At 39.8% G+C, this 22,214-nt stretch carries 17 protein-coding genes; 13 read left to right on the top strand and 4 right to left on the bottom strand.

Going from position 1 to position 22,214, the window contains the following annotated elements; all coding sequences use genetic code 11:
- Window position 1 precedes the first annotated feature (1 nt).
- On the top strand, window positions 2-1,729 hold the full coding sequence (locus tag BLW74_RS08410; RefSeq protein ID WP_089691620.1) for a sodium:solute symporter family transporter: 1,728 nt from the start codon (window positions 2-4) through the stop codon (window positions 1,727-1,729).
- Between the two features lie 237 nt (window positions 1,730-1,966).
- Here the strand turns inward: BLW74_RS08410 and BLW74_RS08415 are convergent, their stop codons facing one another.
- Window positions 1,967-3,688, bottom strand: coding sequence for an RICIN domain-containing protein (locus tag BLW74_RS08415; protein ID WP_089691623.1), 1,722 nt, complete (start codon window positions 3,686-3,688; stop codon window positions 1,967-1,969).
- Window positions 3,689-4,333: 645 nt separating this feature from the next.
- Window positions 4,334-5,020: an NUDIX hydrolase gene (locus tag BLW74_RS08420; protein ID WP_089691626.1), complete on the bottom strand. Its 687-nt coding sequence runs from the start codon at window positions 5,018-5,020 to the stop codon at window positions 4,334-4,336.
- 514 nt (window positions 5,021-5,534) lie between these two features.
- On the opposite strand from BLW74_RS08420, the gene BLW74_RS08425 reads away from it, so the two are divergent.
- From BLW74_RS08425 to BLW74_RS08450, 6 genes are read left to right on the top strand one after another with little or no spacing between them, the layout of a single operon-like run.
- A complete protein-coding gene (locus tag BLW74_RS08425; RefSeq protein WP_089691629.1) occupies window positions 5,535-7,907 on the top strand; it encodes a glycoside hydrolase family 127 protein in 2,373 nt (790 codons plus the stop codon).
- Between the two features lie 32 nt (window positions 7,908-7,939).
- The gene (locus tag BLW74_RS08430; protein ID WP_089691633.1) at window positions 7,940-9,841 is read left to right on the top strand and encodes a sialate O-acetylesterase; all 1,902 of its coding nucleotides are present in this window, start codon (window positions 7,940-7,942) and stop codon (window positions 9,839-9,841) included.
- Window positions 9,842-9,869: 28 nt separating this feature from the next.
- On the top strand, window positions 9,870-11,315 hold the full coding sequence (locus tag BLW74_RS08435; RefSeq protein ID WP_089691636.1) for an MFS transporter: 1,446 nt from the start codon (window positions 9,870-9,872) through the stop codon (window positions 11,313-11,315).
- A gap of 11 nt (window positions 11,316-11,326) precedes the next feature.
- Window positions 11,327-12,436: an endo-1,4-beta-xylanase gene (locus BLW74_RS08440; protein WP_089691639.1), complete on the top strand. Its 1,110-nt coding sequence runs from the start codon at window positions 11,327-11,329 to the stop codon at window positions 12,434-12,436.
- 21 nt (window positions 12,437-12,457) lie between these two features.
- On the top strand, window positions 12,458-13,441 hold the full coding sequence (locus BLW74_RS08445) for a glycoside hydrolase family 43 protein (RefSeq protein ID WP_089691642.1): 984 nt from the start codon (window positions 12,458-12,460) through the stop codon (window positions 13,439-13,441).
- Between the two features lie 19 nt (window positions 13,442-13,460).
- Complete coding sequence (locus BLW74_RS08450) at window positions 13,461-15,494, top strand: alpha-glucuronidase (RefSeq protein WP_089691644.1); 2,034 nt, start codon at window positions 13,461-13,463, stop codon at window positions 15,492-15,494.
- A 123-nt stretch (window positions 15,495-15,617) separates the two neighbouring features.
- Here BLW74_RS08450 and BLW74_RS08455 read toward each other — a convergent pair whose 3' ends face one another.
- On the bottom strand, window positions 15,618-16,214 hold the full coding sequence (locus BLW74_RS08455) for a hypothetical protein (RefSeq protein WP_089691646.1): 597 nt from the start codon (window positions 16,212-16,214) through the stop codon (window positions 15,618-15,620).
- 152 nt (window positions 16,215-16,366) lie between these two features.
- Between BLW74_RS08455 and BLW74_RS08460 the strand changes: the two genes are divergently transcribed.
- The 6 genes from BLW74_RS08460 to BLW74_RS08485 all read left to right on the top strand — a co-directional run bounded on the left by BLW74_RS08460 (window position 16,367) and on the right by BLW74_RS08485 (window position 21,331).
- Window positions 16,367-17,239 carry an AraC family transcriptional regulator gene (locus BLW74_RS08460; protein ID WP_089691649.1) on the top strand — a complete coding sequence of 291 codons (873 nt, stop codon included), beginning with the start codon at window positions 16,367-16,369 and terminating at the stop codon, window positions 17,237-17,239.
- An 81-nt stretch (window positions 17,240-17,320) separates the two neighbouring features.
- Window positions 17,321-17,974, top strand: coding sequence for a fructose-6-phosphate aldolase (fsa, locus tag BLW74_RS08465; RefSeq protein ID WP_089691652.1), 654 nt, complete (start codon window positions 17,321-17,323; stop codon window positions 17,972-17,974).
- A 16-nt stretch (window positions 17,975-17,990) separates the two neighbouring features.
- Complete coding sequence (gene galK / locus BLW74_RS08470; protein WP_317041028.1) at window positions 17,991-19,181, top strand: galactokinase; 1,191 nt, start codon at window positions 17,991-17,993, stop codon at window positions 19,179-19,181.
- Window positions 19,165-20,214 carry a UDP-glucose--hexose-1-phosphate uridylyltransferase gene (locus BLW74_RS08475; protein ID WP_089691655.1) on the top strand — a complete coding sequence of 350 codons (1,050 nt, stop codon included), beginning with the start codon at window positions 19,165-19,167 and terminating at the stop codon, window positions 20,212-20,214. The genes galK and BLW74_RS08475 overlap by 17 nt, the downstream gene beginning before the upstream one ends.
- Window positions 20,215-20,291: 77 nt before the next feature.
- Window positions 20,292-21,092 carry an HAD family hydrolase gene (locus tag BLW74_RS08480; protein ID WP_089691658.1) on the top strand — a complete coding sequence of 267 codons (801 nt, stop codon included), beginning with the start codon at window positions 20,292-20,294 and terminating at the stop codon, window positions 21,090-21,092.
- A gap of 32 nt (window positions 21,093-21,124) precedes the next feature.
- Window positions 21,125-21,331, top strand: a complete 207-nt coding sequence (locus tag BLW74_RS08485) for an ArsR family transcriptional regulator (RefSeq protein WP_089691660.1) — start codon at window positions 21,125-21,127, stop codon at window positions 21,329-21,331.
- A 28-nt stretch (window positions 21,332-21,359) separates the two neighbouring features.
- Here the strand turns inward: BLW74_RS08485 and BLW74_RS08490 are convergent, their stop codons facing one another.
- Entirely contained in the window at window positions 21,360-22,202 is an 843-nt protein-coding gene (locus BLW74_RS08490) for a sugar phosphate isomerase/epimerase family protein (protein WP_089691664.1), read from the bottom strand.
- Between the last annotated feature and the right edge of the window lie 12 nt (window positions 22,203-22,214).

Raw genomic sequence — 22,214 nt, forward strand, 5'->3', positions numbered from 1 at the left:
TATGGGAAAATTAGCAACTATTGACATTATCATATTCCTGATCTATTTTGTAGTGGTAGCTTCTTACGGATTATGGATCTATAAAAAGAAAAAGTCTGAATCTACAGGAAGTAAGGATTATTTCCTTGCTGAAGGATCATTAACATGGTGGGCTATCGGAGCCAGCTTAATCGCTTCCAATATTTCTGCTGAGCAGTTTATCGGAATGAGCGGTGAAGGCTTCTTTGTAGGAATTGCAGTTGCCGCTTACGAATGGATAGCTGCGCTTGCACTGATCATCATTGCAGTCTGGTTTATACCCATCTATCTTAAAAATAAGATTTATACCATGCCTCAGTTTCTGGAAAGGAGGTATAACAAATCCGTTTCGCTCATCATGGCCGTATTCTGGCTGTTTCTGTATGTTATTGTGAATCTTACTTCCATTCTTTACCTTGGAGCATTGGCCATTGATACTTTATTAGGGGGAGAACATCTTCACGGCATTATGATAGCCCTTTTACTTATGGCACTACTGATCGGCCTTGGCGGTATGAAAGTGATAGGATATACAGACGTCATTCAGGTAGCAGTCCTTATTATCGGAGGTTTTGCCACGGTGTATATGGCGCTGCAGATTGTAGACCAGAGAATCAACGGAGCTGCTGTGGGGAATGCTTTAGCAGGATTTAATACGCTGATCAGTGAAGCTCCTCAGCATTTTAAACTGATTCTTGAAAAACCAGCGGTAACCAATACCACTTTGGATATGCCCCAGAACCTTGAGGTACAGAAATATGTAGTGTTGCCGGGTCTCGCTATGTACTTTGCCGGCCAGTGGATTGTGAACCTGAATTATTGGGGATGCAATCAGTATATTACCCAAAGAGCTTTGGGAGCAGACCTGAAAACAGCAAGAACCGGAATTTTATTTGCCGGTTTTCTGAAGCTGTTCATGCCTGTTATTGTAATGCTTCCGGGAATTGCTGCGTATGTGCTGTATTCCAAAGGGCATCTGCCGGGCTTCAATGGAGTAAAAGATGGAGCGTATTCTGCAATATTGGGATTCTTACCGGTAGGTTTAAAGGGGTTGGCCATTGCAGCTTTGACGGCAGCAATAGTAGCCTCGCTGGCAGGAAAAGTGAACAGTATCTCAACCATTTTTACCCTGGATATCTATAAAAAATATCTGAAGACGGATGCCTCAGAAATTCAGATGGTGAGAACAGGCCGCTGGGTCATTATCATTGCTATGATGACTGCGCTGGCGTTTACCTGGACAGATGTTTTAGGAATAGGAGGAGAAGGCGGCTTTACATTTATTCAGAAATATACAGGTTTTATAAGCCCGGGAGTTTTTGCGATGTTCCTTTTGGGGATGTTCTGGAAAAGAACAACCGGAACTGCTGCATTGGTAGGAGTGATCTTAGGATTTGTCCTTGCTATTTTCTTCAACAGCTTTGCCGTAGATATTTTTGGAAAAGAAACCTGGTTGTACACCGCATTCACATATGAAAAACAGGAAAATGGAGTGGTGCATACCATTACGGAAATTCCTTTCCTGATCAACATGGGATGGTCGTTTTTTATCACGATTATTTCTATGATCCTCATCAGCCTTGCAGGTCCGAAGATAAATCCTAAAGCATTTGCCATTGATGTTACAATGTTTAAAGTGGACAACAGAACATTGGTTTTAATTGTGATGACATTGCTTTTACTGACCGCCTTATATGTAAGATTCTGGTAAAAGTGAATGGTCCATACTGATTCGTTTCAATTGTTAATTTTTTAAAATCACCATTGGCTTGCGAAGCAAAGTAACCTTCAACATAAGAGATAAATTTAGACATGTCAAAAGTGAATGGTCAATAGTGAATTCGTTTCACTGTCAATTTGTAGAAATTCACCATTGACTTGCGAAGCAAAATTGACTTTTCACATATAAAAAATAGGATGCTAAAAGGCATCCTATTTTTTATTGGCATCAGTTCATTCCGATATATTTGAATTTGAACAATTGGCAGGAGGTACCATAATAATCCCACAGGTGTAAGTTTGAATTACCATCCATAGTACAGTTAGGAATATCCCAGCCTCGGGTAGCGTCTACCTTAGACAAGATTTTATAATAACCATTGGAGACAGGCACTACCTGCCAGGCCTGTGCATCATTGCTATAGCTTTGCCAAAGCCGGATTGAAGTTCCCAGTGTATTACTGTTGCTTGCCAGATCAATGCAGCGATTAGATGCACTTGCTTTAGATACGAAACGCCAATATCCATTGCCGGCATCAATGGCAACCCAACGCTGTGCAGCGGCACCATTTCTTGTCCATGGTCGTAATACGGCGCCATTGATGTCTTCACCAGATTTTAGATCAAGCACTTTATTGGCATCAGTCTGAAATTCAATTTCATAAATTCCATTATTGACCAGGCTGCTGGTTGTGTTACAGTTTCCAGCGGGATAATTGGAGGATGCATATTGCTGGAACCACTGCTTAACGGGTGCAGCGCAGGCTTCCCAATCGTTGTTGTAGGCTGTTCCTGCATTAGGATCGCCCTTGTGGAGGAGATTATCCGGGGCAAGAACATTCCAGCTCACATTGCCTGACTGATCTACAATATATTTTAGATTGGCACCAAATCCGCTTCCGCCCGCCGTACCGGTTGTGCCGATACCGAAGGTACCGTATCCCTGTGGTGCCCAGTCCGTCTCGGTAATGGCGATCGGTGCAATGTCTGCAATAGGTTTTACATTGATATTCCATGCATTTTGAAAAGATTGATAGTTGGTGACACCTCCCCAGTAACCCGGATAAATATGAACAGCATAACCAATATTACCACCGGTGATCTGGTTGTTTACATAGCCTTGGTAATGGGATTGCCATCCTGTACCCGGTATCCAGCAGACATTATTCGCCCCATTGTTACGGATGATAGTTACCAACGGCTGAAAGAAATTTTTAAGCGCTGCAAAATGCTCATTTCCTACACTGCCCCAAGTACCATTGGTCCCCAGAATCTCAACAGGTTCATTCGCTAATTCGAACATTACATTATCAGCATTTTTTAAACCTGGGTGCTGCGACAAAAAGGTCCATACCGTCTTAAGATAGCTATGATAGGAATCATTCACAGCAATACGGCTCGGGCATACACCGGGAGGACGCAGGATGACATACATTCCCAGGCTTCGGGCATGGTTGATCAGTGGGATAATCACCTGATCTGTATACGTTACCAGGCGGTTATAATTGAATCTCGAGATGTCATTCTCAGGGATAGCCGGTCCTGGATCATTGGTCCAGTACGGATCAATATGGAGGCGGATATAATTGAGATACCAGCCGTCAGCAGCGCTGCTGAGCTTGTTCATAACAGCTTTATTATAGTTCAGGGCACCCTGTACATTGTAATTATCCCAGGTACAGTAGCCGGAATTCGCACCATATTGACAGCCATTAAACCAGGGGCTGGGAGTTATGGCTACACCATGTAAGACAACATTATTGTCACAGGGATCTTTAAGGTATTTACCTCCAACATGCAGCATGGGTGTTGCTGCCAATGCTCTTGCACCAGCGCCGGCATTTAGATTTTGTTCAGATTCTTCTAGTAAATTTTTTTCATCCATCGTAGAACAGCTGGAAAAAATAATTAACAGAAAGGCCAGAAAAAGCCACATTTTGTTTGTTTTCATAATGATATATTTAAAGGTTTGGTCTTATTTTTTTAGCAGTCAATATCTTAATTTCGCATCCTGCACAGGAATATCGGGCAGATAAGTAAAACTTTCTGTTTTTTATTGACGCTGGATTTGAATGAGGAGTGATATTATACTTTTCTATCAAAACTGCTCAACTGCTTTTCCCGGTTCTTTAACAATGTTTTTAACGGAACAGTACAATCATTTCTATTCAGTTTCTGATTTGAAAATCTTTTCCTTCTCTTTTTCGGGTCCCTAGGTATGGAAGTGTAGTGTTTGTAAAAAAATGAGTTGTTGTTAAATATGGTTATTAGTTTTGTATAAAAATACATATAATATTAAATATAAATCAATATTTTATTAAAAATTAACAAAAAATTACATATCATAAATCAGTTTGTGAGCTATATCATTATAAATCTTTGTGTGGTAGGAGAAATGAAAAAAACTTATCATAAATTTTTATGACAATAGTGATAAAAAAAGACACAATTACCGGGTTGACTTGATTAAAATTTCAGACGAGAACACAAAAAAATCTCACAAAAGTGAGATTTTAATAATGGTATGATGAATAATGTATAACCCAGAATTGTTAACTTTTTACGATTCATTTCTAAACCTGCAAAGTAGTATAAATTAGATTTTAAACATAAATCCGCGGGAGATTTTTTTGTTGTATTTTTTTTCGTCGAAGCGGTAAAGAAAAGAACCTTTACGGGAAGAAGTCATATCTTTTTTATTGGTATTGACAAGGATATCCATACTGTTGATCTTACTCGTAAAATTACGCTTGTCAAATTTCTCATCAAAAATAGCTTCATAAAGATTCTGAAGATCCTTCATCGTGAAATTTTCGGGTAAAAGCTCAAATCCTATAGGTCCTGTGGATGCTCTTCTTCTCAGTCTGGCGACAGCATCTTTTACCATATCATTATGATCGAAAATAAGATCAGGCGCCTTTTGAAGATCAACCCACTCTGCACTGTACTGCTCATTAATCTGAATATCTTTTTCTATATTGATCAGTGCGTAATATGAAATAGACATAATTCTGGCTGTTGGCTCACGTTGAATTTCCGTATAGCATTTCAGCTGTTCGAGATAGATATTTTCAAGACCTGTCAGTGTGTACAGAACCCTGTTTGCTGCTTCATCAGAAGTTTCTTCGCTGCCCATAAAGCCGCCCATGAGCGACCATTCGCCCATTTGTGGTTCAAAATTTCTTTTTACCAGTAGGATTTTAAGATTTTCGCCATCAAAACCGAAAATTATACAGTCAACGGCAACAAAGTGTTTGGGATATTGTGAGTAATCCTCAGTCATCTTTTATATTTTATTACAAAGGTAAAGCTTTTATGGATAAGATTTTATATAAATGTAGTTTGTACACTTTTTCATAAACTTCATTTATTTGATTAAAATTATTCCCTAAGGATATTTTGGGAGATAAAACCGTGATCAAAAATGAAAAATAACACCGAAATCAGATTAAATACCTATGAATTAAATGTTAAATTTGTGTTAAAATTAAAATTGAGATTAAAAATAATCAGATAATACAACTTAACATTAAAAATACGATAAGGTATTGTGGATATGATTAAGATTTTTATTAAAACCTGTCATTGATTCATTTTCATAGGCAATTGTAAGAATCTGCAGTTTCATCAGCCCGTCAGGTGATTATCTTATTTTTTATGATAAGGTAGTCCGGTTTTGTCTGTTTTTAGGGCTTTATAAAAGGTTTTAATTGTAAAAATAGCATAGTTTCGGGTAAAAAATGTTTTGTATATAGATTCTTTCCTTTATTTTAGAAATGTTGAATTAACATTTATCCATGACTCCAAAGTTTTCATTTATTGTATTGTGTTTTGTTTCATTTACCTCGGCGCAGGTGAAGAAGAAAATTCATTATTTTCCTTTGGAAACGGTAAAGTTATCAGAAAGTGTGTTCAGCAGAGCCATGTTGGCAGACCGTAAATATCTCCTGGCGATGGATCCGGACAGGCTGCTGGCACCTTATCTTAAAGAAGCAGGACTGAATCCCAAGGCTTATAATTACCCGAACTGGGAAAATACAGGACTGGATGGCCACATAGGAGGTAATTACATTTCCGCATTATCTCTTATGTATGCTTCTACAGGAGATTCCAGCATCAAAAAACGGATTGAGTATATGATTGATGAACTGGAACGCTGTCAGAATACATCTCCGGAAGGATATATCTCAGGAGTTCCGGACGGAAAAAAAATCTGGAAAGAAATTAAAGAAGGAAACATACGGGCTTCTGGCTTTGGACTGAATGACCGCTGGGTGCCGTTGTATAATATTCATAAACTTTTTGCGGGATTACGGGATGCCTATTGGTATGCAAAAAGTAAAAAAGCTAAAACAATGCTTGTCCGACTTACAGATTGGATGCTAAATGAAGTATCCGGTCTTTCTGATGATCAGATACAGGATATGCTGCGAAGTGAGAACGGGGGGCTTAACGAAATTTTTGCAGATGTCTACGAGATTACTCACAGCAAAAAATACCTGCTGCTGGCACAACGGTTTTCTCATCAGGCTGTTATTACTCCCCTTTTAGCAGGAGAAGATAAGCTTACAGGTCTTCATGCCAATACACAGATTCCCAAAGTAATTGGTTACAAACGTATTGCTGATCTTCAGAATAATAAGTCCTGGAGCAGTGCTGCTGATTTTTTCTGGCATAATGTAACCGAAAAGAGATCCTCAGTTATAGGCGGAAACAGCGTCAGTGAGCATTTTAACCCTGTCAATGATTTCAGCGGCATGATCAAAAGTATTGAAGGTCCGGAAACCTGCAATACCTATAATATGCTCAAGCTTACGAAAGAACTTTATGCAACGCTGCCGGAATCCTATTATATAGATTACTACGAAAAAGCATTATACAATCATATCCTTTCCACGGAAAATCATGATCAGGGCGGTTTCGTCTACTTTACGCCGATGCGTCCGGGGCACTACCGTGTCTATTCACAGCCCCGGACCAGCTTCTGGTGCTGCGTAGGTTCCGGAATGGAAAATCACGCCAAATATGGAGAAATGATTTATGCCTGGTCGGAAAAAGATCTGTATGTTAACTTATTTATTCCTTCCACGCTTACATGGAAAAAGGAAAAAGTGGTGCTCCGTCAGGTTAATAACTTTCCGGAAATTCCTGAAACAACATTGATCTTTGATGCCGTGGGAAAATCAGCATTTGATTTAAAATTGAGATGTCCGCAATGGGCCAACCCTGCGGAAGTAAAAATTCTGATCAATGGAAAACAGGAAAAAGTACAGCTTGGTTCCGACGGTTATTTTACACTGACTAAAAAATGGACAAAAGGGGATGTCGTAAAAATGATTCTACCTATGCATCTTTCTGCAGAACAGCTGCCTGACCATTCCAATTATTATGCATTTAAATACGGACCTGTAGTACTTGCTGCAAAATACGGAACCGAAAACCAGCAGGGGCTTCTTGCTGATGACAGCAGAGGCGGCCATATTGCTCATGGGCCGCAGATTCCTTTAAATGAAATTCCTGTGATCCTTGGAAATTCATCTGAGGTTGTGGATCATGTAACGCCTTTGGGCACACCAATGAACTTTGTTATTAAGGGACTTTATCCGTCTGAAAAATTCGGAAAAGGATTTAGTCTTGTACCGTTTTACAGTATTCAGGCAGAAAGATACATTCTGTACTGGCCGCAGGCGGACAAAAACGAAATAGAAAATATGCTGAAGCAAAAGGCAAAAGAAGAAGAGGAGACAAGAAAGATTGATAGGATCACAGCAGATAAAATTCAGCTGGGGGAGCAGCAGCCGGAGTCTGATCATTTCATAGAAAGCAAAGATTCAGGAACAGGATATATGGAAGACCGGCATTTCCGTGATGCGGGAGGATGGTTCAGCTATCAGATGAAAAACAAAGCAGGAAACGCTTTGTATCTTTATCTGCTTTATTTTGATGCCAATCCCAATCGTACCTTGAATATTGAGATCAATGGTAAAAAAATCACTGATCAGAATATGGAAGGAAGGTCTGGAAGTTCACCTCAATATCTGGTTATTCCCATACCGGATTCAGAAAAGGATAAAGAAAATCTTACCGTAAAATTTTTGGCAAAAGAAAAATCAGCAACAGCTAAAGTCATCGAAATCCGTTTACTGACCGGGAGTTACGAAAAGAAATAAAAAACTGAAACCAATAAAAACAGATTTTTTCCATGAAAAACAGAACCTTATACCTATTATTTTTTCTCGCAGTATTTTGCAGTTTTCAAGCAAAAGTAAGACTTCCTGCCTTGGTTTCTGACGGAATGATTCTTCAGAGAAACCAGGATCTGAAAATCTGGGGATATGCAGATGCCGGAGAAAAGATAACCGTTAAGCTTATTAATAAAACCTATACAACCACAGCTGACAAGAACGGGAACTGGATGGTAACGCTTCCAAAACTGAATGCCGGTGGCCCCTATAGGATGACCATTAATGAAATCACACTTAAAGATATCCTGGTTGGGGATGTTTGGGTAGCGTCAGGGCAGTCTAATATGGAACTTCCGATGCGCAGGCTGAAACCTCTGTATGAAAATGAAATTAAAAACGCGAACAATCAGAATATAAGATTCTTTACGGTTCCGCAGAAATACAACTTTAAAACTCCACAAAATGATCTTGACGGAGGAAAGTGGGAAAGTACAAACCCTCAGACCATTCTTAATTTTTCGGGGGTAGCGTATTTCTTTGCCAAACAACTCAACGAAAAAAATAAGGTTCCCGTAGGAATTATTCATGCAAGTCTGGGAGGATCTCCCGTTCAGGCATGGATGGATGAGAAATCTTTACAAAAATACCCGGAATACCTTTCCGAAGCAGAAAAATGGAAAAATGATGACCTGATAAAATCTACAGAATCAGAGGAACAGTCCTTAAGTAAAGCCTGGTATGCAGAGCTTGATCAAAGTGATATCGGGCTGAATCAGCATTGGGAAAAAGAAAATGACGTTTCAGGATGGAAAACGATGCTGGTACCTGGATCATGGGAGGATCAGGAAGGTTCTTTTGACGGTTCAGTATGGCTGCGTAAAGAAATCATCCTGCCCAAAGGCACAGATCAGAAAACGGCATTCCTGAATCTGGGAAGGATAAAAGACGCTGATGTCACGTATATTAACGGAATTAAAGTAGGAAATGTCACCTATGAATATCCTCCGCGATGGTATGAAATTCCGAAAGGTGTTTTAAAAGAAGGAAAAAATACCATTACGGTAAGAGTCATCAATGGCAGCGGAAAAGGACAGTTTATTGCTGATAAACCATATTATCTTGAAATAGACGGCCAAAAAACAGACCTTAAGGGTGAATGGAAATATAAAACAGGAGCCAAAATGGAAAGAATGGCTCCGGGCCAGACATTTATCCGCTGGAAGCCGGTAGGTCTTTATAATGCTATGATTAACCCGCTGATCCACTATAAGATTAAAGGATTCATCTGGTATCAGGGCGAAAGCAATACCGGAAAACCTAAAGAATATGGAGATTTGCTGTCAACCATGATCTCGGACTGGCGCTCAAAATGGAATAAAAATGATCTGCCCTTCCTGATTGTACAGCTGGCGAATTTCATGGAAAAAAAAGATCAGCCTCTGGACAGCGGCTGGGCTGAGCTGAGAGAGCAGCAGAGACAGGTTTCTCTTCACGTTCCTTTTACAGGGCTTGCAGTGGCTATTGATCTGGGAGAATGGAACGATATTCATCCGCTCAATAAAAAAACAGTAGGTGACAGGCTGGCTTTACAGGCTCAGAAAATCGGAGAGGGGAAAAAAATTATTGCTGACGGCCCCGTTTATCAGTCAATGAAAAAAGAAGGAAATACCATAATCATATCTTTCAGACCCGGTACAGATGATTTGGTGCAGGGCGGTCTTAAAGGTTTCGCCATTAAGCAGAAAGACGGCAGGTATCAGTGGGCAAAAGCAAAAACAAAAGGAAATAAAGTCATTGTTTGGAATGATCAGATAACTGACCCCGTACATGTACGCTACGATTGGGCAGATAACCCTGACGGCAATCTTAAAAATACGAGTGGTCTTCCGGCTTCACCGTTTACAACTGAAAAAAATTAATTTAACATAGAAAATCGTATCAAATTCAATGGATAATCAGCCACAAAAAATATCGGTAATCGAGAAAATGGGGTACAGCCTGGGAGATCTGGCAGCAAACCTTGTTTTTCAGACTTTAGTGACCTATCTGACCTATTTTTATACCGATATCTACGGACTCAAAGCGGAGGATGCCTCTTTAATTACACTTACTGTAGGTTTAATTGCCGGGTTCGGTTTCAATCCGCTTATCGGGGCGCTGGCAGACCGTACAAGCTCAAGATGGGGGAAATTTCGTCCATGGATTTTATTTACTGCCGTACCGCTTGGTATTGCAGCGCTGCTAGCCTTCAGTACCCCTCATTTTTCATATCAGGGTAAAATGATTTATGCGGCAGTTACCTATTCATTATTACTTTTACTGTACGCATCCAATAACCTGCCTTATGCTGCTTTAAGCGGTGTTATTACAGGAGATATGGGAGAACGGAACAGTATTTCTTCCTACCGTTTTGTAGCGGTAATGTTTGCACAGTTCTTTGTGCAGGTGTTCATGCTTCCTATTATTTTATATGTAGGGCAGGGAGATAAGGCACAGGGAATTGAAACCGTAATGACATGGCTTGCAGTGATCGGATCCATCATGCTTTTGATTACTTTTTTTACGACCAAAGAAAGAATTATTCCCAAGCCGGAGCAGAAATCTAGTCTGAAAGAGGATTTAAAGGATTTATTCCAGAACAGGCCATGGATTATTATGCTGACCGTGACTGCATTTATATTTATTACTCTGGCAATGAAAGGCGGATCTTACGTATATTATTTTAATAATTATGTAGACGAAAATGCCCTTAAGAGTTTTATTTCACCCATTACAGCATTTTTCAATTCTGCAGGAATGAATTTCTTTGGCGAAGATCCAAAGTCTGCGGGATTCGGATTGTTTAATGCAGGAGGAATTGTGATGATGATCGTAGGAATTACCTTTTCTAAAAAGCTGGCAGACAGATTTGGAAAACGCGATACCTTTATTGCATCATTATTCATTTCTACACTATTTATTCTCGCCTTTATACTGTATCCTCCGAAAGCAGTCGGGATCATGTTTCTGTCACAGATTCTACACGGATTTTTTTACGGAATCAGTACACCGCTTTTGTGGGCTATGATTGCCGATGTTGCCGACTATTCGGAATGGAAAAACAACCGCAGGGCAACCGCAATTATTTTCTCTGCCATGATGGTAGGCCTTAAAGTAGGTCTCAGCATAGGAAGCTCTTTAGTCGCCCTGATCATAGGAAAATACGGATATATCTCAGTGCATGGGAACGAGCAGGTGATTCAGCCTGAAACCGTGGCAGCGGGTGCCAAAATGCTGGTAAGTATATTTCCGTCTATCCCGTTTTTTATTGCCTGCGGACTGCTATTATTTTATAAAATCAACAAAAAAATGGAAGTTCAGATTGAGAAAGATCTGGCAGAAAGAAGAAAATAAAAAAGATCAATATGAAACGTATTTTAATGGGTTTGGCGGCCATTACCGCTTCCGGTCTGTCAGCACAGAAGTCTGACGGTTCTTTAAAAAAAGCATTTCAGGATAAATTCTATATAGGAACGGCGATGAGTCTTCCTCAGATTGACGGGACAGATCAGAAAGCAGCAGCGATTATCAGAAAACAGTTCAGCTCTATTGTTGCTGAAAACTGTATGAAATCTATGTTCCTGCAGCCTCAGGAAGGCAAGTTCTTCTTTGATGACGCTGATAGATTTGTTGATTTTGGAAGAAAAAACAAGATGTTCATTATCGGGCATACACTCGTTTGGCACTCACAGCTGCCACCATGGTTTTTTGTAGACAGTAATGGAAAAGACGTTTCTCCGGAAGTATTGAAACAGCGCATGAAAAATCACATTACAACGGTCGTTTCCCGGTACAAAGGAAAAGTAAAAGGATGGGATGTGGTAAACGAAGCGATTCTTGAAGACGGATCTTATAGAAAAAGTAAATTTTATGAAATCCTGGGCGAAGATTTTATTTCTCTGGCATTTCAGTATGCGCAGGAAGCCGATCCCGATGCAGAACTATATTATAACGATTATAATGAATGGTATCCTGAAAAGGTAAAAGCAGTTATTAAAATGGTTGAAAAACTTAAATCAAAAGGTATCCGTATTGATGGGGTAGGAATGCAGTCCCACGTTGGAATGGATAACCCTTCTATGGATGAATATGAAAAAGCAATGGTAGATTACTCCAATGCAGGCGTAAAAGTCAATATTACAGAACTCGAAATCAGTGCACTGCCGTCTCCATGGGGAAGCTCTGCCAATGTTTCAGATACTGTTGCCTACCAGAAAGAAATGAATCCTTACACAAAAGGCCTGCCTGTGGATGTAGAAACGAAATGGGAAAAACGGTATCTCGATTTCTTCGGCCTGTTTTTGAAACACAAGGATAAAATAAGAAGAGTAACCTTGTGGGGGGTTACCGATAAGCAGTCATGGAAAAATGATTTCCCGGTGAAAGGAAGAACAGATTACCCGTTACTTTTTGACAGAAAAGACCAGGAAAAGGCTGTGGTGCAGAAAATAATAAAACTTGCAGAGCGCAATTAAAAACAAAAGAATTTTTACCTAATGAAAAAATCAAAATATTTATTCCCGGAAGATTATATGGCAGATCCCTCCGTTCATGTTTTTGAAAATAAAATCTATATTTACCCCTCTCATGACCGCGAAAGCGGAATTGAAGAAAATGACAACGGAGATCATTTTGATATGAATGACTACCATGTCTTCTCAATGGATGATGTAGAAAATGGGGAAATTAAAGACCATGGTGCAGTACTTTCGGTAAAAGATATTCCATGGGCGGGAAGACAGCTCTGGGACTGTGATGTAGCCTTTAAAGACGGTAAATATTACATGTATTTCCCTTTAAAGGATCAGAATGATATTTTCAGGATCGGCGTTGCAGTGAGTGATAAGCCCTATGGTCCCTTCATTCCGGAAAAACATCCGATGATGGGAAGTTACAGCATTGATCCCTGTATTTTTGAAGATAACGGAAAATATTATATGTACTTCGGAGGCATCTGGGGCGGTCAATTGCAGCGCTACAGAGACAATAAAGCGCTTGAATCTGCAGTAATTCCTGCAAATGATGAGCCTGCAATCCATTCAAAGGTTGCTCTTTTGAGTAATGATATGCTTCAGTTTGCCGAAGCGCCTAAAGACGTTGTTATTATTGATGAAAACGGACAGCCGCTGCTTCATGGGGATAAGCACCGGTTTTTTGAAGCTTCCTGGATGCATCATTACAATGGTACCTATTATTTTTCTTATTCTACGGGAGACACCCATCTTATCTGTTATGCAACAGGTGACAATCCTTACGGTCCGTTTACTTTCCAGGGTGAAATTCTTACTCCGGTCGTAGGCTGGACTACCCATCACAGCATTGTAGAGTTCAAAGGAAAATGGTATCTGTTTTTCCACGATTCTGTTCCGAGCGGAGGAAAAACATGGCTGAGAAGTATGAAGGTTATTGAACTGGAATATGATCATGAGGGGAAAATCAAAACTATTGAAGGTCTGGAAGACGGCCATACCAATCATTAATTATTTTAAAAACTGTTCAATGCAACATCTGAAACTCTATATTCTCTTTTTTCTGATGGTTCCGCTGCTGATCTTTGCGGAAGACGGAAGCCAGCTGTGGCTTCGGTTTCCTGCCAAGCAAGGGATATCAGCAGATAAAATCATGTCCAAAGGAAACAGTCCCACACTGAACATTGCCAGAAGAGAGTTAACTGGCCACTGGCAGGGGCAGACGGTGGAACTTCGTAAAGAAAGCAAAGAGAAAAACCTGAAAGACGGCTACAGAATTGTTTCCACGCCTGAAAAAATTGTTATCTCTGCACATCAGGAAATAGGATTATTATATGGAGTCTATCATATTTTGCGGTTACAGCAGACAAAAGCTGATCTGAACCATCTGAACACTACAGAAAAACCATCCTATGATGTGAGGATTTTAGACCATTGGGATAACCTGGATGGGAGTATTGAAAGAGGCTATGCAGGAAAATCTCTTTGGAAATGGGAAGACCTGCCGGGCAGAATTTCCCCGCGTTACGAAGAATATGCCAGAGCCAATGCTTCTGTAGGAATCAATTCCGTTGTTCTGAATAACGTCAATGCCTCTCCCAATATGCTTAGGGAAGACTATCTGAAAAAGGTAAAGGTGCTGGCTGATATTTTCAGACCTTACGGCATAAAAGTATATCTTTCGGTGAATTTTTCTTCGCCTAAAGTTTTGGGCGGATTACAAAATTCAGATCCGTTGAATAAAGATGTACAAAAATGGTGGAAAGATAAATCGGCTGAAATTTACAGGCTGATTCCTGATTTCGGAGGATTTCTGGTGAAAGCCAACTCTGAAGGGCAGCCCGGGCCTCAGGATTATGGAAGAACCCATGCAGATGGAGCCAACATGCTGGCTGATGCACTGAAACCTCACAAGGGTATCGTAATGTGGAGAGCATTTGTCTACAGTCCCAGTAAAGATGACAGAGCAAAACAGGCCTATCTGGAATTTGTTCCTTTGGATGGTAAATTCAGGAATAACGTCATCATCCAGATCAAAAACGGACCGGTTGATTTTCAGCCGCGTGAAGCATTTAACCCGCTTTTCGGTGCTTTGAGAAAAACTTCCGAAATGGTAGAATTTCAGATCACACAGGAATATCTGGGCTTTTCAAATCATCTTGTATTCTTGGCACCTTTATTCAAAGAAACCCTGGAAAGCGATACCTATGCTGACGGAGAGGGATCTACCATTGCCAAAATTACAGACGGCACCTTAAGACCCGCCAAAATTACAGCGATTTCTGCTGTTGCCAATATCGGTGAAGATACCAACTGGACCGGTCATCATTTTGCCCAGGCCAACTGGTATGCATTTGGAAGGCTTTCCTGGAACCATCAGCTCAGTTCGGAGCAGATAGCAGAGGAATGGATCAAAATGACATTTACTGATGATCAGAACTTTGTGAACCCCGTAAAGGAAATAATGCTTTCGTCCAGAGAAACTGCTGTGGATTATATGATGCCTTTGGGGCTTCATCATATTTTTGCAGGAGGGCATCATTATGGTCCTGAACCATGGGGAGATTATAAAGGCGGAAGGCCGGACTGGTCTCCTGTATATTATCATCAGGCGGATGCTCAGGGACTGGGTTTTAACAGAACAAAAACAGGAAGCAATGCTGTTTCACAGTATTTCCCGCCATTGAATGAAAGGTACGGGAATCTCGCAACCTGTCCGGAAAATCTGATCCTTTGGTTTCATCATGTTCCGTGGGATTATACAATGAAAGACGGGAAAACACTTTGGGATGAGCTCTGTTATACCTACGATTCCGGAGTGAAAAAGGTGAGGGACTATCAGAAAACATGGGATAGAATGGAACCTTATATAGATGAAAAGAGGTTTGCTGACGTTCAGTCAAAACTCAGAATTCAGTCCAGGGATGCTGTATGGTGGAAAGACGCCTGCCTGCTGTATTTTCAGACTTTCTCAAAAAAGCCGGTTCCTTATGATATTGAACGGCCTGTTCATGAACTGGAAGATCTCAAAAAGATTAAACTTGACATGACACATCATAACTAAAAAATGAGGCAGCTCTTTCTCCGGATAGGAATGAGAGCTGCCTCAAAACAATAAACTGTAAGTAAAATTTTAGCCCAAAATAATTTGGAATGATTGATATGTCAATCTATAATTTGTATCTCCTTATCGGAGTGAAATCATTTTATTAAATACATTTCCGTTTTCTTCAACCCGGATGATATATTGATCTGCTGTTTTCGGATCAAGGTCGAAAGTGACATCCACTTTTCCGTTATCAGCTTTTCTGCTGGATGTATAGTATGTTGTATTGGAAAGGTCAGATACTGAAATGTATACAGGTCCTGTTACATCAGACATATGAAGTTTTGCCATGTGCCCTGAAACAGTATATTGAGGTTTATTCACAGCGCTTACCGGTGTTTTTTCCACCTCCATTGCATTTCCTTCACTGATTTTAATCTTGTATTTCTCAATCTTCATTTCAGATTCTGCTACCAGGTAATAAATTCCCGGTGCAAAGCTCTGAAAATCATAAGTTTTGGTTATATGATCTCCATCCGTAAGATTTTCGGAGAATAGCTCGTCATGGGCGCTGTTGTATACAAAAACAGATACGCTCTTAGCGTTTGACAGCTGAACATTCAGTGTTTTGGCTTGTACGTTTCCAAAGGAAAGGGAAAAATCTCTGTCCTTACTCATTAGATTTGCTGAAAATAATAAAGATCCTGCAAAAAATACGGCTTTTAATAATGTGCTCATGGGTGAAGGCTTTTAGAATTAATGGTACAAAGCTATGACGGTTAGAATTATCTAGCTATAATTAAATTTTCATATTTATGTGTTATATTACCTTTAAATGTTATTATTGATGTATAATTTGTTAATTTTGCATATGAAAAGAATTTTGTCTTATGAAGCATGCCAATCCGTCATTCGAGGCCGTAAGGCCAACAATTGGAAGTAGTTTTACCAGTCTTAAGTTTCTTACCAATGAAAATATAAAATCTCACGTATGGCACTATCATCCGGAGATTGAACTGATTTTTGTCTGCAAAGGTTCAGGGAAGAGGCAGATCGGAAGCAGTATCTCTTATTTTTCAGACGGAGACCTTGTTCTGATAGGAAGTAATCTACCGCACTGCGGGCTTACCAATGAGAATACTCATAATGATTATGAAATGGTAATTCAGTTTAAACCGGACTTTTTAGGAGAGCCTGTATGGAGTATTCCGGAAATGCAGAGAATTGCTGCTTTACTGGAAAAATCCAAGGTAGGAATTGTCTTTGGTGAACAGGTGAAAAAGAAGATAGGAAAAGAAATTGTAGAGATGCACGAGGCTTCTTCTCTGGACAGGCTTTGCAAATTCCTCAAAATATTGGATGAGCTGTCTGTTACGCAGGATTACCGAACCTTGAATGCTGGTAAATATTATCTGCAGACACAGGTTGAAGATAATGAAAGGATTAATTTGATCTTTAATTATGTTAAGGATCATTTTAAAGAATCTATTACCCTGGAGGAAGTGGCTGATCTTGCCAATATGAAAGTACCGTCTTTCTGCCGCTATTTCAAGAAAATTACCAATAAAACATTTACGCGCTTTGTAAACGAGTACAGGATTACACATGCACTGAAACTGCTGGCAGAACAGCCCTTAAGCATTACAGAAGTCTGTTTTGAGTCAGGATTCAATAATTTCAGCTATTTTAACAAAACTTTTAAGGAATATATCCAAAAAAGTCCTTCCCAATACAGGAAAGAATTTAACTACTTTATCCAGTAGTTTTCAATAAAAAGTTACATTCCCATTATGATTTATTAAAATATAAGTGTAAATTTAACACTTATAAATAATAATTGATGTATGAAATTTTTTATTGATACCGCCAATCTGGCGATGATAGAAGAAGCCAATGCGCTTGGCGTTCTGGATGGGGTTACCACGAATCCTTCACTGATGGCGAAAGAAGGAATCTCGGGAAAACAAAATATACACCAGCACTACCTTGAGATCTGTACTCTTGTAGATGGGGATATAAGTGCCGAAGTTTTGGGAACTGCGTTTGAAGAAATGATTAAAGAAGGAGAGGAGCTCGCCGCATTACATCCAAGAATCGTTGTGAAAGTTCCTGTCACTAAAGATGGAATCAAAGCCATCCGTTACTTTGCTGAAAAAGGAATCAAGACCAATTGCACGCTGGTTTTCTCAGCCGGTCAGGCTCTTTTGGCGGCCAAAGCAGGAGCCACTTATGTTTCCCCCTTTCTTGGAAGACTGGACGATGTTTCTACAGATGGTCTTCATCTGATCTCTGAAATCAGGGAGATTTACGATAATTATAATTTTCATACACAGATACTCGCAGCTTCTGTACGCCATAGCATGCATATCCTCAACTGTGCAAAAATTGGTGCAGATGTGGTGACCTGCCCGCTGGCTCCTATACTTTCTCTTCTTAAACATCCCCTTACAGATTCAGGATTAGACCAGTTTATCAGAGATTCACAGAAAATGAAATAAGATCAGAAAGAGATAGATGGATATTCATGAACACTTACTCAGGCCAGCCATAGAAAAGTTTAAAGCAGAATTCGGGGCAGAGCCGGAACGCTTATTTCTTTCTCCGGGAAGAATTAATATTATCGGTGAGCATGTGGATTACAGCGATGGCTTTGTGCTGCCTGCTGCAATAGATAGATACATCTGTTTTGCTGTCCGTAAAACTCCTCAGACAAATCGGTGTACAATTATTGCCAAAGACCTTGGCGAAACATATACCTTTGATATCACCATGAAAGTGAAACCGGTACAGCAGATGTGGATGAATTACATGCTGGGTGTTTTAAGCCAGCTGCAGAAACCGGAAAATCAGTTTTGCGGACTGGAAATTGTACTTAGCAGTACCATCCCCATGGGTGCGGGACTTTCTTCTTCAGCTGCTCTTGAGTGCGGTTTTGCCTATCTCCTTAATGAGCTTTTTGATCTTCAGATCCCCAAAAAAGAGATTGCAGTGATAGGGCAAAAATCAGAACATGCTTTTGCGGGAGTTCAGTGTGGAATTATGGATCAGTTTGCCTCCGTTTTTGGAAAGGAAAACAAAGTGATTATGCTCGACTGCCATTCTCTGGATTATCAGTATTTTGATGCTGATCTTAGAGGATACAGCCTGCTTCTTTTTGACAGCTGTGTAAAGCACAGCCACCTTACATCTGGTTATAATGAAAGGCGTAAAGATGTTGAACACGGTAAAAAAATCTTATGGAAAAGTTTTCCGGAAATCAAGAAATTCAGAGATTTTACGCTGGCGATGCTTGATCAAGTAAAAGAAGAAATGGGTGCTGTTTCATACAAAAGATGCCTTTATCTTCTTAAAGAAATTAAGAGGGTAGAATTGGCAGCAAAAGCTATTTCGGAAGGAAATATCGAACATCTGGGAAGACTTCTCACAGAAACTCATGACGGCCTTTCAACAGAATTTGAGGTCAGTTGTAAAGAACTTGATTTTCTGGTGGAAAATGTATTACAGCAGGAAGGAGTACTGGGCGCAAGAATCATGGGAGGTGGTTTCGGAGGCTGCAGCATTAATCTGATCCGGGAAAATAAAGCGGAAGAAGTAATTAAAGCAATCAGTGAGAAATACCTGGAAAATTTCAATATCCGGATGAAAGTTTATCATGTTAAAATTTCCGACGGAATAAAAGAATACATCAATGAATACATTATTTGATCCTAAAAAACATCCCCACAGAAGATATAATCCTCTTTTAAATGAATGGATACTGGTTTCTCCACAGCGGGCAGACAGGCCATGGCAGGGACAGAAAGAAAAAGTTACAGAAGAAAACCGTCCTGTACACGATCCGGACTGTTATCTCTGTTCCGGAAATACGCGTGCTAATGGCACACAAAACCCTTTGTATACAGGTACCTATGTTTTTAATAATGACTTTGGAGCATTGCTTAACACCGAAATTGATTTTTCTGGAGAACATTCCGGTTTTTTTACCCTTCTTCCGGAACGGGGCATCAACAGGGTAGTGTGTTTTTCTGAAGATCACAGTCTTACCCTGCCGGAAATGTCTCTTGAACAGATAAAAAATGTGGTAGAGGTGTGGCAGGAACAGTTTAATGAGCTGGGGGCACTGGAATATATTAATTATGTTCAGATTTTTGAAAATAAGGGCAGCATCATGGGCTGCAGCAACCCTCATCCGCATGGGCAGATATGGGCACAGTCTTCCATCCCGACAATGGTTCAGAAAACCCAGGATCAATTGAAATTCTATTTTGAAAAGCATAAAAGGACATTGCTGGAAGACTATTTAGAGCAGGAAATTAAAGCAGGGGAGCGTATCGTTACCGAAAACGAATATTTTACGGCACTGGTTCCTTTTTGGGCATCGTGGCCCTATGAAATCATGATTGTCAGCAGGCAGAAAAGAGAAAATATTGCAGGGTTTTCCGAAGAAGAAAAGGAATCTTTTGCTGAAATTATCAGGAATGTTACTACAGTATATGACAATCTTTTTGAAACTTCATTTCCCTATTCCGCAGGAATCCACCAGTCGCCCACAGATGGCAGTCCACATCCGGAATGGCATTTTCATATGCATTTCTATCCTCCGCTGCTCAGAAATGCGGAAATAAAGAAATTTATGGTAGGCTATGAGATGCTGGCAGAACCTCAGCGGGACATTACCCCTGAACAGAGTGCAGAAATATTAAGAAACCTTCCCGCCATTCATTATAAGAAAAAATAATAAAATCAATATCTTTGAAAAAGAATAAGCAAATGATGATTCTGATACATGCAGAGTCTTGCTTTTCCCAATAAATTATGGAACAGATAAAATTAATTGTGACCGATATGGATGGAACCTTTCTTAATTCCAGCCATGAAATGAGCCCCGAATTTTCGGATATTTATAAAGAACTGAAAAAAAGAAATATTCTTTTTGTACCTGCAAGCGGCAGACAGATGCCGGGTATCACTCATTATTTCGGAGAAATAGAAAGTGAGATCGGTTTTATTGCTGAAAACGGAGGATATGTTATCTACAAAGATCAGGAGCTTTTTGCGGATACGCTGGAATACCAGTATATTGTTGAAATCATCCAGGCTGTTCGTGAAATACCGGGAGCAAAAGCTGTATTGTCAGCCAAAAAAATGGCTTATTATGAAACCGAAGATCAGCAGTTTGTAGATTTTTTCTCCAAATACTATACGGAAAACATGAAAAAAGATGACCTTACTGAAAAAATTGATGATACCGCTTTAAAAATAGCTGTCTATCATCCGGAAGGCTCTGAAAAATATCTTTATCCTGCGCTTAAAAGATTTGAGGAATTCGGTCTTGAAGTAGTGGTTTCAGGTGAGTTCTGGCTGGATGTCATGAATAAGGATATTAATAAAGGAAACGCTCTGAAAATCCTTCAGAAATCTTTGGGAATCTCTCCCGAAAATACCATGGCTTTCGGAGATTATATGAATGATATTGAAATGCTGAAGAATGCCAAATATTCCTACGCAATGAAAAATGCCCATCCGAATGTAAAGCAGGTAGCTAACTTTGAAGCCTGTACCAATGACAGTTTCGGAGTGCTGAAAACAATTAAGGATTACCTCCATCTGAATTAACATCTCCTATAAAAACTTATAACCATATTACTATGAAAAAAACTACCGGAAGAAAGCCCGCCAAAGCCTGTTATGAGCATATTGGCGGTAAATTAGGACAGCTTCTTTTAGAGCAATTTGTTGAAAAAGGCTGGATTGCGAAGGACCACCCTTCAGACCGCCATTATTATATTACAGATAAAGGTCAGGAAGAATTTACAAAACTGGGCCTCGATCTCTCACAGATAAAGGAAGAATAAGACCTGTGTACACTGTTTTCGTTTGGATTTAATTTTTGAAATGTTTCTTGAGAAATGCAAGGCTTCCTTCGGCAAGTTCCTGAGCATTATAGGGCGATTTCTGCCATAGTGAAACTTTTTCCTGCATCCCCGGAACGGAAGAACTGAAATTTTCAAGAACCAGATTTCCTTCAAAATTGATTTGCTTCAAGGCGGAGAAAAATTCATTCCAATTAACAGTGCCTTCTCCCAACATGCCCCGGTGAGATTCTGTAACATGTATATGTTTCAATATTTTCCCAGCGGAAATAATCGGGTCATAAAAATTGCTTTCCTCAATGTTCATATGAAAAGTATCCAGATGAAGGAAAAGGTTATCTCTGCCTGTTTTTTTTATGAGTTCCAATACATTTTCCGCTGTGTTGCACACATAAGATTCATAGCGGTTAATAGGTTCTATAGCAATACTGATGTTTTTATTCCGGGCATAATCTGCAACGTTGCACCAGACTTCAGCAATGATGTCTTTTTCATTTTCTGTGAGAGGCTTTCCGGAAAATACACCAATTCCGCCATGCAGAACGCCCGCAAGAAGGCTGGTTTCCAGCTCATGTACTGTATCAATCGCTTTTTTAATGAGCTTTTCTGCTGTTTTCGGGTAAAAAGCAATATGGGCTTCTTTGGGAAGGTTCAGAGAACATACGGCTTCAAGATCATTTTTCCGGAGTTGTTTTTTTACTTCGGCAGAATCAAAATCCATCGAATCCGGAAGCAGTATTTCGATCAGATCAAAACCGGCCTGTGCCGTTTTTTCTATAGCATATTTTCCAGCTTCCGCATTCCATAGAGGAGTGATCCAGGAAAGGAGGGAAGCTCCCAATTTTATATTCATTTTATTTTACTG

The sequence above is a fragment of the Chryseobacterium culicis genome (assembly GCF_900108365.1).
GTDB classification, from domain to species: Bacteria; Bacteroidota; Bacteroidia; order Flavobacteriales; family Weeksellaceae; genus Chryseobacterium; species Chryseobacterium culicis.

Coding starts and splice junctions, on each gene's coding strand:
- BLW74_RS08410 (WP_089691620.1), top strand. CDS start 2: ATGGGAAAATTAGCAACTATTGACATTATCATATTCCTGATCTATTTT.
- BLW74_RS08425 (WP_089691629.1), top strand. CDS start 5,535: ATGACTCCAAAGTTTTCATTTATTGTATTGTGTTTTGTTTCATTTACC.
- BLW74_RS08480 (WP_089691658.1), top strand. CDS start 20,292: ATGGAACAGATAAAATTAATTGTGACCGATATGGATGGAACCTTTCTT.
- BLW74_RS08490 (WP_089691664.1), bottom strand. CDS start 22,202: ATGAATATAAAATTGGGAGCTTCCCTCCTTTCCTGGATCACTCCTCTA.
- BLW74_RS08450 (WP_089691644.1), top strand. CDS start 13,461: ATGCAACATCTGAAACTCTATATTCTCTTTTTTCTGATGGTTCCGCTG.
- BLW74_RS08430 (WP_089691633.1), top strand. CDS start 7,940: ATGAAAAACAGAACCTTATACCTATTATTTTTTCTCGCAGTATTTTGC.
- fsa (WP_089691652.1), top strand. CDS start 17,321: ATGAAATTTTTTATTGATACCGCCAATCTGGCGATGATAGAAGAAGCC.
- BLW74_RS08440 (WP_089691639.1), top strand. CDS start 11,327: ATGAAACGTATTTTAATGGGTTTGGCGGCCATTACCGCTTCCGGTCTG.
- BLW74_RS08475 (WP_089691655.1), top strand. CDS start 19,165: ATGAATACATTATTTGATCCTAAAAAACATCCCCACAGAAGATATAAT.
- BLW74_RS08420 (WP_089691626.1), bottom strand. CDS start 5,020: ATGACTGAGGATTACTCACAATATCCCAAACACTTTGTTGCCGTTGAC.
- BLW74_RS08435 (WP_089691636.1), top strand. CDS start 9,870: ATGGATAATCAGCCACAAAAAATATCGGTAATCGAGAAAATGGGGTAC.
- BLW74_RS08485 (WP_089691660.1), top strand. CDS start 21,125: ATGAAAAAAACTACCGGAAGAAAGCCCGCCAAAGCCTGTTATGAGCAT.
- galK (WP_317041028.1), top strand. CDS start 17,991: ATGGATATTCATGAACACTTACTCAGGCCAGCCATAGAAAAGTTTAAA.
- BLW74_RS08445 (WP_089691642.1), top strand. CDS start 12,458: ATGAAAAAATCAAAATATTTATTCCCGGAAGATTATATGGCAGATCCC.
- BLW74_RS08415 (WP_089691623.1), bottom strand. CDS start 3,688: ATGAAAACAAACAAAATGTGGCTTTTTCTGGCCTTTCTGTTAATTATT.
- BLW74_RS08460 (WP_089691649.1), top strand. CDS start 16,367: ATGAAGCATGCCAATCCGTCATTCGAGGCCGTAAGGCCAACAATTGGA.
- BLW74_RS08455 (WP_089691646.1), bottom strand. CDS start 16,214: ATGAGCACATTATTAAAAGCCGTATTTTTTGCAGGATCTTTATTATTT.